This is a genomic window from Kitasatospora sp. NBC_00374, from assembly GCF_041434935.1.
GTDB lineage: Bacteria > Actinomycetota > Actinomycetes > Streptomycetales > Streptomycetaceae > Kitasatospora.
In genome coordinates, this window is record NZ_CP107964.1 from 8,363,631 (window position 1) to 8,378,413 (window position 14,783).

Sequence of the window (14,783 nt, forward strand, 5' to 3'; positions counted from 1 at the left end):
ACTTTGGCGGGCTGCGGAGACGGTTCGCCGACGTCCGAGACTGCTCCGGCGGTGGCTGGCAGTTCCGCCGTTGCGGCGCCGGGCTCGTTGCGGCTGACCGCTCCGGAGTCCCTTCCCGGCGGCTACCGGGCCGAGAGCCCCGCAAAGGTCCGCACCGACTACCCGGCGGGCCCGCAGCCGGCCGGTTACGGTAGCTTCGACGGCAGCCTGGTGGCCAAGTACACCGCCGACTCCGGTGGGACCCTGACCATCGGCGGGGCCTGGGGCACCGTCACCGACCCCGACGCGGTGGCGACGTCTGCGATTGCCGCGATGCAGTCCCCGAGGGGCACCTGGACGATGCCGCTGGCCGACGTCGACGCCCGGGACCCGCGCGACCCGCAGGGCCGGCTCAAGTGCGGAGTCTCGACCGAGTCATTGCTCGTCGAGTCCGTATGCCTCTGGGTCGACCACTACACCGCCGGCTCGGTGAGCTTCCCCGCCTGGGTCGAAGGCAACCCGGCCACCCTCGACCAGGCCGACGCCGCCGACCGCACCCGCCGCATCCGCGACGCAATGACGGTCCCCAAGTAGCCGCCGCACCAGTCACACACGGCCGCACGAGAAGGAGTTCGGCCCCTGTACGGGATGAGTCCGAGCCGTCCGATGGGAAGTCCCCCGCAGTGGAAGGGAATCGACGTCCCGCCGTGCCGCACACCTGCGCCGCGTCGGTGGCGCGTCATGTTCGATGCCCACGAGAAACGACGCTGCCCCCGGCGCGCCCCGCCGCTGCAGGGCCTCGCCTCGGGTAGCCGCGATGAGGCCCCGTGCAGCTCTGCTGTTCCGGCTCCTCGGCATCCGGCCACGGAGCCCGCACAGGAATCCGGTTGGCGGACCACGGCGGCGCCTGCTACTTTCGCGGAGGCCGTGCGAGAGAACGAGGAGGTGGTACCCGTGAACGTATCGATATGGGTGCTCTCCTCCGGGGTCACGGTCGGGCGATAGGTCGTCCGGGAGCGCCGTTCAACAGCACTCCCGAAAGGCACGATCATGGCCCTTCACTTCACTTCCGAACAGCGTCTCGACGACGGTGTCCTCGAGCGCGCATTCACTCTCGGCGAGATCCCCGGCATCCTGTGGACGCCCGCATCCGCACCGGCGCCGCTGATCCTGCTCGGCCACCCCCCGCTCGGACTGCAGAAGATGTACCCCCGACTGGTGGCGCGGGCCCGGCACGCCGCGGCGGACGGCTTCGCCGCGGCCACCATCGAGCTTCCCGGGAGCGGTGACCGGCCCCGCTGGGCCGCCGCCGAGCAGGCCCGCGACGACCTGCGCCGGACCATGGAAGCCGGTGAGCCGGTCAGCGACGAGACCATCGACGCCCTCGTCCTCCCGCTCGTCGACAAGGCGGTCCCGGAATGGCAGGCCGCCCTTGACGCCCTCCTGTCGTTGCCCGAGATCGGCGGCCCGGTCGGGTATTCGGGGGGAGTGATCTCCATCGGCGTTCGCCTTGCGGTGGTCGAGCCGCGCATCTCGGCCGCGGCCTTCTTCGCCGGGAGTTTCGTGCCTCGCGCCATGTTCGAGGAGGCCCGCCAGGTCACCATTCCGCTGCACGTCCTGCTGCAGTGGGACGACGAAGGGAACGACCGGCAGGCGGCCCTGGACCTGTTCGACGCCTTCGGCTCCAAGGAGAAGTCCCTGCACGCCAATATGGGCGGGCACACTGGCGTCCCGCAGTTCGCGGGGGACGTCGCGGCCCAGTTCTTCACCCGGCACCTGAAGTGAGGCCGGGCCGCCAGGCCGTCAGCAGACGGTAAGCCATGGCGGCCAGGATGCTGCTCGTCCAGGGCAGGTTCCGGCGCTCCGCTGCCGTCTGTGCCGCGGGCCCCTGCCAACCCGGCAGGAGCCCGCGCTGCCCGAAGCCATGAACTGTTCGAGTTCTGCGGTGCTTCGGGTGCTGCCCAATCTCGTGGACAAGTGCTGCTGGTTCTCGTGAACAGAGCCACACCTGGATGTCCGCCACACCCACCGGCGGCGGCTTCCTGCTGAGCGCCTGCGACGGCGGGATCTTCGCGTTCGGCGACGCCGCGTTCCGAGGATCCACCCCGACCTACCAGTGCTGCGGCACCTGACCTCTCCCTCCACAGCGAACGGGCGGGCACCAGCACGGCTGGTGCCCGCCTACTGCTGCTTCACCGGCCGCGGGAGGTCTTCGCCAAGGACAGCGGCGAGGACTGCCCAACTACCGGCTGGTCCGGTACGCGGGTGACTTCCTCGTGCTCGTCTCCGGCAGCCGTGTACACGCCGAGCCACTCGCGGTCCGCGGCCAGGTCCTTACGCAGGCCGGGGTCGGCGAGCGCGGCAGCCGCGTCCTGGAGCAGAGCGTCCGCGTGCCGGGTCATCAGGTGCAGGCGCAGCCGGCGGAACAGCGTTCAGGGTTGCGCCTGCATCAGTGCCCTGGCCGCCCGGGACGCGCTGGCCGAGCTGAACAGTCCTCGGCGCACGAGCCGGCCGAGCGCTTGCGCGAAGCTCGAGGACTTGCTCGGTGTCTGACGCCCCGTACAGCCCCGCCGCGCCCCGCCCCCTACCGGCTCGGTAGGGAGCCGGGGAGGGCGGCATGTCCGTCTCAACCCCTGGTCGGTTATGGTCGGTGGGAGTTCTGCCGAGTACTGAGCGTGGGGGTGTCGATGGGCGTCGTTCTGCCCGACGAGCTGGCATGGATCCTGGACCTCATCGGGGTCGACTGGCCGAATGTCGACGAGGACGACTACCGCGAAATGGCTGACGCGGTACGGCAGTTCGCCGACGAGATCGACCAGCACCGGGACGACCTGCACCAGGCCGTCGAGCGGATGGCCGGGGAGAACGCCGGCGCCGCGCTGGACGCCTTCCAGGCGCACTGGGGGAAGGTCAACGGCACCCACATCCACCAACTCGCCGAGGGCTGCCGCCTAGTGGGCACGGTGCTGGACGGCGTCGCGGTGGTGATCACCGGGGCCAAGGTGGCGGCCGTCGTCCAGCTGGGCGTCCTGGCCGCCGAGGTGATCGCCGCACAGGCGGCCGCGCCGTTCACCTTCGGCCTGTCCGAGGCGGGCGCGGTCGGCGCCACCCAGGTCACCCGGGTGATCGTCAAAAGACTGCTCAAGGAGGCCGAGGAGCAGATCATCGACCAGCTGATGTCGGTCGCCACCGGGCCGATCGTCAGCGCGCTCGGCAGCATGGCCGGCGAGCTGGTCCTGCAGCTTGGCGAGCAGGCCCTGGGCATGGGCGACGGCGTCGACCTCGGCCGGATAGGCAAGGCCGGCGAGCAGGGCCTGAAGGACGGCGTGGACGACTCGCTGGGACAGGTCGGTATCAACCGCGGCACGGGGGCGATGGCATGAGCGACGGTTTCAAGCACAGCCACGAGGAGACCGACAAGCTCGGCGAGCACTTCAAGGTCGGGTCCACCAAGCTCACCTCCTCCGGCGACACCCATCTCGGCCGGGCCCGCCACCACTTCGGCCGCACCAAGGGCCGGGGCGGGCTGGCGCAGGCCGCCGAGGCCGGTGTCGAGCAGCTGATGGAGAGCATCACCAAGGGTCAGAAGGCGCTCGGCAAGCACCTGGACGACGTCGGCACCGGCCTGAAGAAGACCAGCGCCAACCACCGGGCCAACGAGCAGGAGCTGACCCGAACCCTGAGCCAGATCGCCGGCGGCAAGACCACACCCAGCGGTCCGGGCCCCGCCAAGCCCAGCTACGCCTCCATGCTGGGCGGCGGCAGCGGCTCGGGCAGTGCGCCCAAGCCCGCCCCACCCAAGCCCAAGCCGGTGCCCCGGCCGCCGGCCATGCGGCCCAACAACACCAAGCCCAAGGTGCAGGGCAAGCCGCTGACGACCCGTCCGGTCAAGAGCGACCCGGTGGACATCGCCACCGGTGACGTGCTGTTCTCGCAGACCGACGTGGGCCTCGATGCCGCGCTGCCGCTGGTCCTCGCCCGTACCCATCTGTCCAGCTACCGGATCGGCGGCTGGTACGGCCCGAGTTGGGCGTCCACGCTGGACCAGCGGATCGAACTCGATGACCAGGGCGTGCTGTTCGCCGCCGAGGACGGCATGCTGCTCAGCTACCCGGTGCCCGAGCCGGGCACCGCCGTCCAGCCGGTCGAGGGGCCGCGCTGGCCGCTGTACTGGGACGGCACTCCGGGCGGCGGCATGCGGATCACCGACCCGCGCACCGGCCTCACCCGACACTTCGCCGTGCCCGCCGAGGGAGCGGGGCCGCACGCCCGGGCGGCCGGCACCCTGCAGTTGCCGCTGCGCGCCCTCAGCGACCGCAACGGGCACACCATGGAGGTGGTGTACGGCAGCGGCGGTGTGCCGGTCGAGGTGCGGCACAGCGGCGGCTACCGGATCGGGATCAGCACCGAGGGCCGCCGGATCACCGCGCTCGCCCTGCTGCCCCGCGAAGGGACCGACGGCGGCGAGCCGGTCGAGCTGGTCCGGTTCGGCCACGACGGCAACGGCCACCTCGCCACCGTCACCGACTCCTCCCGGCTCGCCATGAGCCTCACCTACGACGGTTCGGGCCGGCTGACCGGCTGGACCGACCGGGTCGGCTACCGCTACCGCTACGTCTACGACCGGGCCGGGCGCTGCGTGCAGACCCGAGGCGACGGCGGCTATCTGGACGCGGTGTTCACCTACGACACCGAGCAGCGCGTCACCATGATGACCGACGCGGTCGGCAACCGGACCGTCTACCGGTTCGACGAGGCGGGCCGGCTCGAGTGCGAGACCTCCCCGCAGGGCGCCGTCGCCACCTTCGAGTGGGACCGCTACGGCAGCCTGCTGTCCCGCACCGACCCGCTCGGCCGCACCAGCACCTTCAGCTACGACGCGGACGGCAACCTCGAGGTCTCCACGCTGCCCGACGGCACCACCAGCAGCGCGAGCCACAACGAGCGGCACCAGGTCACCGAGCTGACCGCGATGGACGGCGCCCGGTGGCGCTACGAGTACGACGAGCACGGCAACACCGTCGCCACCGTCGACCCGATGGGCGCCCGCACCGCGTACGTCTTCGACGAGCGCGGCCGGCCCGTCGAGGTGACCGACGCGCTCGGGTACACCAGCCGGGTGACCTTCGACGCGGCCGGCCTGACCACCTCGCTGACCGACTCCACCGGGGCCGCCAGCCACAGCACGCGCGATGCGTTCGGGCGGCTGAGCAGTGTCACCGACGCGCTCGGCAACACCACCACCTTCGGCTGGACACTGGAGGGCCGCCCGGCCTGGCAGCAGGAGCCGGACGGCGGCCGGCACGAGTGGACCCACGACGCCGCGGGCCGGGTGGTCGAGTACCGTGAGCCGAGCGGCGGCGTCACCCGCGCCGAGTACGGGCCGTTCGGCAAGCTCGCCGCCCGCACCGGCCCGGACGGCGAGCGCTACACCTACGAGTACGACGGCCAGTTGCGGCTCACCGCCGTCACCAACCCGGCCGGTGCCCGCTGGACGTACCGGCACGACCCGACCGGTGGCGTGATCGAGGAGACCGACTTCGCCGGCCGCACCATCCACTACGAGCGGGACCTGACCGGCGCGCTCACGGCCCGCACCAACGCCGCCGGGCAACGTGTCGAGTACGTCCGCGACGCCCGGGGCCGCACCGTCGAAATGCACGCCGACGGCCGGGTCACCCGGTTCACCTACGACGGCGCGGGCCGGGTGCTGACCGTCGGCGACGGGCTGACCGGGGTGAGCCGGAGCTACGACCCGACCGGCCGGCTGGTCGCCGAGGAGTGCGAGGGCAAGGTCACCAGCTTCTCGTACGACCTGCTCGGCCGCCGGACCGGCTTGCGGACCCCGGCCGGCGCCGAGTCGCAATGGACCTACACGCCGATCGGCCTGCCCGAGACGCTGACCGGGCCGGGAGGGGCGCTGCGCTTCCACTACGACCCGGCCGGGCGGGAGGTGCGGCGCGAGTTCGGGCGGGTGGTGTTCGACCGCCGCTACGACGCCATGGACCGGCTCACCGGCCAACAGGTCGGCGTGGACGGCCGGCTGTTGAGTCGTCAGGACTACGTCTTCCGGCCCGACGGTGCGCTCGCCGAGACCACCGACCACCTGCTCGGCACCCGTACCACCCAGTTCGACGGCAACCGCCGGGTCACCGCGCTGACCGGCGCGAACTGGCAGGAGGGCTACGCCTACGACCGGGCCGGCGAGCTGGTCGGCGTCCAACTGCCGGGCGGCGGTGAGGATCCGGGCGAGTTCGCGGTGGCCGGCGGGCGGCTGCGGCAGGCCGGGCGGACCGGGTACGAGTACGACGCCCAGGGCCGGCTGGTGCGCCGCACCCGCCGACTGCTGTCCGGCGGCGAACTGACCTGGGAGTACTCCTGGGACTCGCACGACCAGCTCACCTCGGTCGCCCTGCCGGACGGCACCCTCGCCCGGTACCGCTACGACCCGTTCGGCCGGCGGCGGGCCAAGCAGCTGCTGGCCGCCGACCGGGCCACCGTGCTGGACGAGACGGTCTTCACCTGGGCCAACGAACGGCTGGTCGAGCAGGTCCGCACCCGCGCCGACCGGCCCGGACAGCAGGTCACCGCCTGGGAGTGGACCCTCACCGGCCAGCGCCCGCTCACCCAGACCGACTGGCTGCTGCCCGCCGCCGACGCCCCACAGCACGAGATCGACCGGCGCTTCCACGCCATCGTCACCGACCTGGTCGGGACTCCGACCGAACTGGTCGACGAGCACGGCGCCGTGCACTGGCAGCAGCGCACCACGCTGTGGGGCAGCCCGCTGCCCGGCGCGATCGAGGAGATCGACTGCCCGCTGCGCTTCCCCGGGCAGTACCACGACGCCGAGACCGGACTGCACTACAACGTCTTCCGCTACTACGACCCGGGCACCGCCCGCTACCTCAGCTCCGACCCGCTCGGCCTGGCCGCCGGCCCCAGCCCGTACGGCTACGTGCTCGACCCGCGCCGGATCACGGACCCGCTGGGCCTCGACCCGGACCTGATCGACCTGTACCACGGCACCACCCACAACGGTGCCAGCAGCATCGAGCAGCACGGCATCAACCCGCAGTTCAGCCCCCGTCCGATGGACTTCGGCCACGGCGGCTTCTATGTCACCAACGACGCCGCCCAGGCGCACCAGTGGGCCCGCACCCAGGACGAGCGGAACCCGACCGCCGGCGGCCCGGCGGTCATGCACTTCCAGATCTCCCGCTCCGAGCTGGAGGCCCTGAACGGGAAGCGGTTCAACAACGATCAGGAGCTCTCCGACTTCATCGCCCACCACCGCAACGACCGCAACGGCACCCAGATGCACAACTACGACAACGTCGAGGGCAAGATGCTGCTCAACCTCGGCCCATGGCGGCGGAACAACGACACCCCGATGCGGCTCAGCGGCCATCAGATAGCGTTCTACCAGCAGCCGGGCGTCGACCTGCTGTCCAACGGCTACGCAGGAAGGCACCGGCGGTGAACGAGTTCCTCATGGAAGCGGACGAGGGGATGCTGGAGTTCTTCTCCGAGATCGCCGACGTGCTCCAGACGTTCGGCATCTCCCGGGCCGAGGCCGTGGCCCGAGTGAACCTCGCCTGGGGACACCGGAAGTTCGATCCCTACCCCGACCTGATGTGCCACGAGGATGCCGACTACTGGGCGCACGGCATCTACTACGACAACGGCAGGAACGACGGCACGCTGGTGCCGTACTGGGAGGAGGACGCCGACCGCAGCAGCTGGCTGATCAAGCCGCCGCCGCCCGCCGACTCCCCGGCCTGGACCCTGCCCAGGGAGTCGTGACCCGCGTTCCGGCGTGAGCTCTGCGGCGGTCCCAGAAAAGCCCGGGTGGCCTCGTTGCGAGGTTTCATCCTCGAAGCTGCAGGTCACGAGGTCTGGGGTGGAGCTGGGGTGGGGTACTCGTGCCGGTCGGTGACGTGATCAGTAGCAGGTGATCATTTGCGTCGTGGCCGGCTCGCCAGCGTCGCTCTGCCGAGCCGGAGCCGCTTCGTATGCTCCGTGGGAGGGGAATGGGAAGCGGCCGCTCGTGGCGGATGTGCTGGTGTGGGTGATGCAGCGTCGGGTGGTGCTCGCCGATCGTGCGCGGGCCCGGAGAGGCGGCAGCCCGACCACCGCCAGCAGGAGGAGCCCGTGAGCACCCCTCGGGTACCTCACCCCATTCGACGACAGCGACGACCGCGGCGGCCGGGACGACGGGCCGCCGTCCCGCGGCCGGCCCGGACCGCGCGGTTGCCTGGGTGGTCGACCGCGCCGCCTCCCTGCTGCCGGTCCAGGCGCTCCCGTCGGACGGCGAGTCGGACACCTCCGATGCGGGATCCGTGCAAGGCCGGTCTTCGAAGACGGCAGGTGGGCTCACGGTGGCGGCGCCGGTAGTGCGGACCGCGATGTCGACGCGGCGCAGGTCGGCCAGGACCTACCGCGGCTGGGCCGTCGTCGTTCGCTCGTTGGTGGTCAGGCCGAAGCCATAGGGGAACAGCGGGTCGTACTGCGCGTCGCCGACGTTGATCGGTTCCTGGGCCGCGCTGCGCGGCCAGGTGACGGGAAGCCTGCCGGTGAAGGGGCGCTTGCCGAACAGGACGTCGGCGACTCCGTCGCCTTCGCTGCCCGGGAGCCAGGACATCACGAAGGCGTCGGTCTTGGGCAGTTGGCCCGTGACGATCTGGGGGCGGCCGGCGACGTCGAGGACGATGCACGTGGTGATCGCGGAGCAGACACGGTCGATGTTCGCCCGGTCGGTCGCGGATGGTTCCAGTGTGTGGCCACCGGTGCCGACGTCGCCGAGGCCTTCGGCGTAGGGGGTTTCGCCGATGACCACGATGCCCACGTCGTAGCCGGCGGTGGAGGCAGCGGCGTCGGCGCTGTAGGTGACGTTTCGGGCAACGTGCCGGATGCCCTGCAGGATGGTGGTGCCGGGGAAGGCGGTGTTGCCGGACTGCCCCTGCCAGGTGACCGTCCACCCGCCGGCCTGGTTGCCGAGGTCGTCGGCGTTGACGCCGGCGACGTAGATCCGCTGGGAGGGCGCGAGCGGCAGGGCGTGGTGGTCGTTCTTCAGGAGCACCTGGGATTCGGCGACCGCCCGGCGGGCCACCGCCCGGTGGGCGGGTGAGCCGATGCTGCCGATGTTGGTGCGGTCCGTGTAGGGGTGCTCGAACAGGCCGAGGTCGAACTTCGCCCGCAGGATGCGGGACACGGCGTCGTCGATGCGCGACATCGGTACGCGGCCGGCCTGGACCTCGGCCGAGAGGGCCTGTTCGAACTGCGGCGCGTCGTAGGGCTGCATGAACATGTCCATACCGGCGTTGACGGAGGTGCGGACCTGGGTTGCGAAGTCACCCGGGAGTTCGGTGATGGCGTCCCAGTCGCTGATGAGGAACCCGTCGAAGCCGATCTTCCGCTTCAGGGTGTCGGTGAGCAGTTCCTTGCTGGCACTCATCTTGACCGGACGGCTGCCGGGAACGTCGGTCCACTGGACGGACGAGTAGGACGGCATGATGCTGCCGACGTGGTGGACCTGGACGGCCGAGACGTACGGTGCGAGGTCGATGGCGTCGAAGCGCCGGTGGCTGGTGACGGTGACGCCGCGGTCGATCGTGTAGTCGCCCGTGGTGGACGTGCCGTACGTGGTGTCGCCGTCGCCGGCGAAGTGCTTGACGGTGGCCAGCACACGGTCGGGCCGGGCCAGATCCTCGCGGCGGGTGCCCTGAAAGCCGTCGACGGCGGTCGTCATCTGCCGTACCAGCCAAGGGTCTTCGCCGAAACTCTCGTAGGCCCGGCCCCAGCGCTCGTCCCTGGTGACGCACACGCACGGGGCGAAGACCCACTGCGGGCCGGTGGCCCGGGTCTCGGTGGCCGTGATGTGCTCCGCCTCGGCCACCAGCCGGGGATCGCGGGTGGCACCCATCCCGATGTTGTGGGGGAAGATCGTCGCACCGGCGAGGTTGCCGTGACCGTGCACGGAGTCGACGCCGTACAGCAGCGGGATGTGCAGCCGGGTCGTCAGCGCCTGCCCCTGGTAGCCGTCGACCATGTCCGCCCATGCCGCGGGCGTGTTGGGCGTCGGGGTGGAGCCGCCGCCGGACAGGAGCGAGCCGAGGTTGAGGGCGGCGATCCGGGTGGGGTCGGCGTCGACGGAGCCGCGTTCGGCCTGGGTCATCTGGCCGATCTTCTCCTCCGGGGTCATGCGGCCGAGCAGGTCGAAGACCCGCTCCGGCGTGGGCAGTTCGGGGTTGAGGTACGGCGGTGTGCGGCTGGAGGAGGCGGCCGCAGTGCCGGGTTCGGGTTCGGCCAGGGCCGAGGATGACGGGACCGCCGCGGTGATCAGGGTGGCCGCGGCCAGCAGTACGCCTGCGGCGCGCCGGCCGGTGCTGAACACGGGTTCGCTCTGGTGCCTCATGTCGGTGCTCCTTGGGTTCGCTTGTCATGACGTCGGGAGGTCGCCGCGCTCCGAGCGCGGCGCGGTCGGGTTCGGTATCGGGAGCGCTACCGGAACCGGCGTCCGGGCCCGAGCCCCGCAGCGTTGTCGCCGCCGCGGGGCGCGGGCGGGGCGGTGGCCGGACGGGCTATGTCAGCGTCCAGACCTGGTTGGTCTGGGTTCCGGCGCCGTAGCAGTCCCAGATCTGCAGGAGGGCACCGTTCCCGGAGCCGCCGGCGTCCAGGCACTTGCCGGACGCGGGGTTGACGACGGTGCCGTTGGCGTTGAACTGCCACTGCTGGGCGCCGGTGCCGTTGCACGACCAGAGCTGCACGTTGGCGCCGTTGCTCGTGGAACCGGCGGCCACGTCGAGGCACTTGCCGGACTGCGGGTTGACGAGGGTGCCGCCGGTCCGCGTCCACTTCTGGTTCCAGCCGGTTCCGCAGTCCCACAGCTGGACCGGGGTGCCGTCGGCCGTGCCCCAGCTCTTGAGGTCCAGGCAGCGGCCGCTCTGCCGGCCGGTGACCGTGCCGGACGTACCACCGCCGCCGGAGCCGTTGGAATCGTAGGAGAAGGAGTTCACGGCCAGGCCGGGGCCGCCGACCCAGGGCTCGAAGCCGAATTGCACGCTGGTCATGTACCACGACGGCGACAGATAGCCGCGGCTGATCGAGTCGTTGGTGAAGTCCTTGATGTTCACCGTGATCGTGTCGGTGGGCTGCTGACGGACGTAGGAGACGGTGTTCCAGGCGACGCCGTTGTCCTGGCGGCCGTACCACACGTCCCAGTTGGCGCCCTCGATCCAGACGGTGGCGACCTTGGCGCCGAACGGCGAGGGCGGCCCGGCGTGGTTGGCCCAGATCATCATCTCTTCGCCGTTGTTCTGGCCCGAAGGGTTGGCGCGGGTGTCGAACCAGATGTCGTACGCGGCGTCCCACTGCCCGTCAGCGGTCGAGAAGTCGACGCTGGACTGCGGATTGTCGAAGGCCGACACCTGCAGCGGCAGGCCGTTGCCGCTGGAGCAGTTGCCGTAGTGGCAGCCGGCGTAGACCGACGGGTATGCCGCGGGCGCGCCGCCGGTGGAGACGTTGTGCCAGCCCTTGGTGACCTTGAAGCCGTCATCGTTCACGTCGATGCACTGCTCGATCGAGTCGCCCCACTCGTTGTTCTGGACGACGTACTTTCCGCCCGAGACCTTCACGCTGTCGGTCCGGCCGCAGAGGGTGGTGCTCGCGGACGCCGGCGAGGCGCCGGCCAGGGAGAGGGCGGCCATGAGCAGCGCGGCCACGACCGCCGCGACCGCTGCGGCTCCGCGGTGCGGCCTGGGAGGGGATCCGGGCATGGTAGTCCTTTCGATCGCCGGGTGGGTCGGTGACGCACCCGGGGCGGTGGGGGACGCGCGCCGGGCGGTAGCGTGGGAGCGCTCCCGCAATCGGCGGTGCAGATGCCTGCTCCTTCCGGAAATGGCCCGTGGGGCATGCGGGCGGGACCGATCCGTCGGGGCCGGCTCGGACGGTGGAACCAGTGCACGGCAGGCGAGCCGCCCGGCTCACTCGCACTGCGACACATGAAGCCAGCGGGGCTGATGGACTGTCAAGCGGTCTGCTTGCCTTCAAGTTGTGAACGTAAGGCGGCATGTCCCTGACGAGGGGGAATCGATTCCGGCACGCCGAAGTGAGCATCGGGAGGAGCCTGGCGATCCCGCACGGGCGATCTTCAGTCGGCGGCCTGGAGTCACTTTGACCAGTCGAATGGCGACACTTGGGGATCGGGTCGCCATGTGTCGTTTACCGTCGGGTCGGTTGCCGCCCGCACGGGCGTGCTCGGCGAGGGGAGCGCGAGAGGCCCCCAATCGAGGTGTCCCTGTCAATTCATCAGTCAACGAGATGGCTCGTGGTGATCGTGGAGCACCTCGTGGCCACGTCCGCTCGATTCGGTGGACATACGGCCGCCAGGCCGCGATCCAGCAGATGCGGGAGCTCGCCGACCTGCTGCTCACCGGCCAGGTGGCCGACCCCGACAGGGCTGGAGAGCCGGGCCGTACGTTCCCGCCCCCGCTGACGGCGTTGTCCTCCTCGGTCGGCCCCACTTCGACCGCTGACGGCACATCGGCTCGCGCTGCCGGAACGTCCCGCACGGCCGCCCCCGGGCAGCCCCGCCCCGAAAGACCAGTCTCGGTGGACCGGTCCGCTCCTGTCAGTCCGTATGGTTCGGGGTTCTGCGCCGCGGCGCGCCGAGGCGAGGCCTCAGGCTGTGGATCCGGTTTGATTGGTGTCGGGGCCCAGGCGGTGGTGATGATCCGCCGGCTCGGCTGGGCCGGTCGGGTGAACTGACTGGCCGTCGGCCACTACCTGCGGATTCGGGTCAGAGCCAGCCGTGTTGGGCGGCTTTGAGGCCCGCTTCGAAGCGGCTGCTGGCGTTGAGGCGTTCCATGAGCGCGGCCATCTGCCGACGGACGGTCCGCAGGGAGACGCCCAGCCGTTTGGCCACCGTTTCGTCGGTCAGGCCGGTGGAGAGGAGCCTCAGCAGTTGCTTCTCGGTTGTGTCCAGCCCGGTCCGGGTGTCGCGGCCGGCGTCGGTGCCGAGGGGAACAGCTGTCTCCCAGGCCTGCTCGAACATGGCGACCAAGGTGGCGATGACGGCAGGCTCCCGGGTGCACAGAGCACCCAGGCGGGTGTTGGCGGGGTCGATCGGCACCACGGCGACCTGCCGGTCGAAGATCAGCAGACGCGGCGGTAGGACGGGGGCGGTGCGTACCTCTGCGCCCCGTTCGGTCATCCACTGCGCGTAGGCGAAGGTGGCGGTGTCGTTGCGCACACTGTCCTGATAGAGCGTCAGAAGATGGACGCCACGCCCCATCGCGTCCTCGTCGAGAGGTTGCGATGCCTGCAGGCTGGCCCCGGACTGGGCGCCGCCCGGCATCACCGACAGGCACTCACCGGTCAACTCCTTGGCCAGGACCTCCAACCGCGATTGGATGGCGTCCAGCCCGACCAGCCGTTGCGAGACCTCGGCGAGGGTGTCGGGCCGCAGATGTGCGTACTCGGCAACCGCGCGAGCGGCGGCGGCCTTCTGGGTGGCGAGCTCCTGCTGGCGGCGGGCGACGTCCTCCTCCTGGCGCCGCAGGACCACCTCCAGGGCGATCTCCGGGCTGATCGCCCGCAAGCCCCCCGGGTTGTCGAGGGACTGGCGCAGGAGGGTGAGGTTGGCGAGCTGGTCGAGGGCCTCGCGCACCTGGCCCTCCGGCAGGGCCAGGTGCGCACACAGCTGCGCCACGCCGAGGTGCGGGTCGGTGAGCATCGTTCGATAGACGGCCTCGGCAGCCGTATCCAGCCCCAGCATCTCCAGCATGTTTTGTCCCCCGACTTGGTCGAACGGGCGATCGACCCGCTTCCCGATCGGTCATCCTCGCAGTCGACGGAAGAATTGTGTACCGGGTGGCGGCAAAGACTCGGCTGAACAACCCTCTGTCGTCGTGCACGGGGCCGGCCCGGGCACTCTGTTGCCCCGGCCCGAGTGCTGGCGAACCGTCAGACCCTGCTGAAGGCCGCCGCCGACCGTCGCCTCCGGCAGCTCTGCGGGGCGGACCTGTCACCAAGGTGACAGACCACTTGGTGACAGCTGGGACCCCTCGCCCCGATCTCGGGGGACCGGCAGAGTGGTGCTCACCGGAACGGCGGGAGAAACACAGAAACCTTCGTGGCCGGGGGAATTCCGAGAACGCACTTCCCAAGTCCCGCTCACCTATCCGACAGGGGTACCGCCATGCCGAAATCGGCTCGCATTCTCAAGGCTGCCGCCATTGCGGCCGTGCTGCTCGCAGTCGCCGCACCGACGGCGGTGGCGAGCGGGATCGGCTGGGACGTGCCCCCGGCGGCCGCCGCGTCGGCGGCCGGAGCGGCGGGCGACGGCATCGGCTGGGACGTGCCTCCCACCGGTGGCGTGCAGGGCGGCGACGGCATCGGCTGGGACTGATCGAGATGTACCTCGTCAGCCTGTCCCTGACCGGCAGCGCGAGCCCGATGCCCAGTACGGCGGATGCGCACGCCGTCCACGACATCCTGTGGGCTCACGCCGGCCCGGCTGACGGTCTCGAACACGTCCGCGCCCACGCCGGCCCCGAAGGCATCGACCTCGTCCTGTTCATCAGCGCCACCGAGCAGAGCGGGGCCCTGGCACAGGCAGCAGACCTCCTGCGACGCGCTGGGGCGTCAAAAACACTCTCGAGGTACTCCGTCCCTGACGTCATGTGACCCTTCCCCGGCCGCCGCCGTGCGAAGTACCGGCAGGCCGACCGACTGCCTGTCTGAGCGCGTGACTGCCGAGAACGAGGAACGTCACCCCGAGACGCCGGCCGATTACTGACGTT

General features: G+C 70.8%; 10 protein-coding genes and 1 pseudogene. 7 read left to right on the forward strand and 4 right to left on the reverse strand.

The window, feature by feature from the left end:
* Positions 1-51: 51 nt before the first annotated feature.
* Both OG871_RS36535 and OG871_RS36540 read left to right on the forward strand, forming a co-directional pair.
* The gene (locus OG871_RS36535; RefSeq protein WP_371502727.1) at positions 52-573 is read left to right on the forward strand and encodes a hypothetical protein; all 522 of its coding nucleotides are present in this window, start codon (positions 52-54) and stop codon (positions 571-573) included.
* Positions 574-1,029: 456 nt separating this feature from the next.
* The gene (locus tag OG871_RS36540; RefSeq protein WP_371502729.1) at positions 1,030-1,764 is read left to right on the forward strand and encodes an alpha/beta hydrolase; all 735 of its coding nucleotides are present in this window, start codon (positions 1,030-1,032) and stop codon (positions 1,762-1,764) included.
* 407 nt (positions 1,765-2,171) lie between these two features.
* Here OG871_RS36540 and OG871_RS36545 read toward each other — a convergent pair whose 3' ends face one another.
* Positions 2,172-2,381, reverse strand: coding sequence for a hypothetical protein (locus tag OG871_RS36545; RefSeq protein ID WP_371502730.1), 210 nt, complete (start codon positions 2,379-2,381; stop codon positions 2,172-2,174).
* A 285-nt stretch (positions 2,382-2,666) separates the two neighbouring features.
* Between OG871_RS36545 and OG871_RS36550 the strand changes: the two genes are divergently transcribed.
* Genes OG871_RS36550 through OG871_RS36560 form a run of 3 tightly spaced genes read left to right on the forward strand, consistent with a single transcriptional unit; the run spans position 2,667 to position 7,785 of the window.
* Positions 2,667-3,362 (forward strand): WXG100 family type VII secretion target, encoded by a 696-nt coding sequence (locus OG871_RS36550; RefSeq protein ID WP_371502731.1) that lies wholly within the window; start codon positions 2,667-2,669, stop codon positions 3,360-3,362.
* Positions 3,359-7,462: an RHS repeat-associated core domain-containing protein gene (locus tag OG871_RS36555; RefSeq protein WP_371502733.1), complete on the forward strand. Its 4,104-nt coding sequence runs from the start codon at positions 3,359-3,361 to the stop codon at positions 7,460-7,462. Before OG871_RS36550 ends, OG871_RS36555 begins: the two co-directional genes overlap by 4 nt.
* Positions 7,459-7,785, forward strand: a complete 327-nt coding sequence (locus OG871_RS36560; protein WP_371502735.1) for a hypothetical protein — start codon at positions 7,459-7,461, stop codon at positions 7,783-7,785. Before OG871_RS36555 ends, OG871_RS36560 begins: the two co-directional genes overlap by 4 nt.
* A gap of 664 nt (positions 7,786-8,449) precedes the next feature.
* Here OG871_RS36560 and OG871_RS36565 read toward each other — a convergent pair.
* The 3 genes and pseudogenes from OG871_RS36565 to OG871_RS36575 all read right to left on the reverse strand — a co-directional run.
* Positions 8,450-10,378, reverse strand: a pseudogene (locus OG871_RS36565) (glycoside hydrolase family 3 protein); the annotation flags it as partial.
* 184 nt (positions 10,379-10,562) lie between these two features.
* The gene (locus OG871_RS36570) at positions 10,563-11,756 is read right to left on the reverse strand and encodes an RICIN domain-containing protein (protein ID WP_371502737.1); all 1,194 of its coding nucleotides are present in this window, start codon (positions 11,754-11,756) and stop codon (positions 10,563-10,565) included.
* Positions 11,757-12,778: 1,022 nt separating this feature from the next.
* Positions 12,779-13,765, reverse strand: a complete 987-nt coding sequence (locus tag OG871_RS36575; protein ID WP_371502739.1) for a LuxR C-terminal-related transcriptional regulator — start codon at positions 13,763-13,765, stop codon at positions 12,779-12,781.
* A 414-nt stretch (positions 13,766-14,179) separates the two neighbouring features.
* Between OG871_RS36575 and OG871_RS36580 the strand changes: the two genes are divergently transcribed.
* Both OG871_RS36580 and OG871_RS36585 read left to right on the forward strand, forming a co-directional pair.
* Entirely contained in the window at positions 14,180-14,389 is a 210-nt protein-coding gene (locus OG871_RS36580; RefSeq protein ID WP_371502740.1) for a hypothetical protein, read from the forward strand.
* Positions 14,390-14,394: 5 nt separating this feature from the next.
* Complete coding sequence (locus OG871_RS36585) at positions 14,395-14,667, forward strand: hypothetical protein (RefSeq protein WP_371502741.1); 273 nt, start codon at positions 14,395-14,397, stop codon at positions 14,665-14,667.
* Positions 14,668-14,783 lie beyond the last annotated feature (116 nt).

Coding starts and splice junctions, on each gene's coding strand:
- OG871_RS36575 (WP_371502739.1), bottom strand. CDS start 13,765: ATGCTGGAGATGCTGGGGCTGGATACGGCTGCCGAGGCCGTCTATCGA.
- OG871_RS36555 (WP_371502733.1), top strand. CDS start 3,359: ATGAGCGACGGTTTCAAGCACAGCCACGAGGAGACCGACAAGCTCGGC.
- OG871_RS36580 (WP_371502740.1), top strand. CDS start 14,180: ATGCCGAAATCGGCTCGCATTCTCAAGGCTGCCGCCATTGCGGCCGTG.
- OG871_RS36540 (WP_371502729.1), top strand. CDS start 1,030: ATGGCCCTTCACTTCACTTCCGAACAGCGTCTCGACGACGGTGTCCTC.
- OG871_RS36570 (WP_371502737.1), bottom strand. CDS start 11,756: ATGCCCGGATCCCCTCCCAGGCCGCACCGCGGAGCCGCAGCGGTCGCG.
- OG871_RS36550 (WP_371502731.1), top strand. CDS start 2,667: ATGGGCGTCGTTCTGCCCGACGAGCTGGCATGGATCCTGGACCTCATC.
- OG871_RS36545 (WP_371502730.1), bottom strand. CDS start 2,381: ATGACCCGGCACGCGGACGCTCTGCTCCAGGACGCGGCTGCCGCGCTC.
- OG871_RS36585 (WP_371502741.1), top strand. CDS start 14,395: ATGTACCTCGTCAGCCTGTCCCTGACCGGCAGCGCGAGCCCGATGCCC.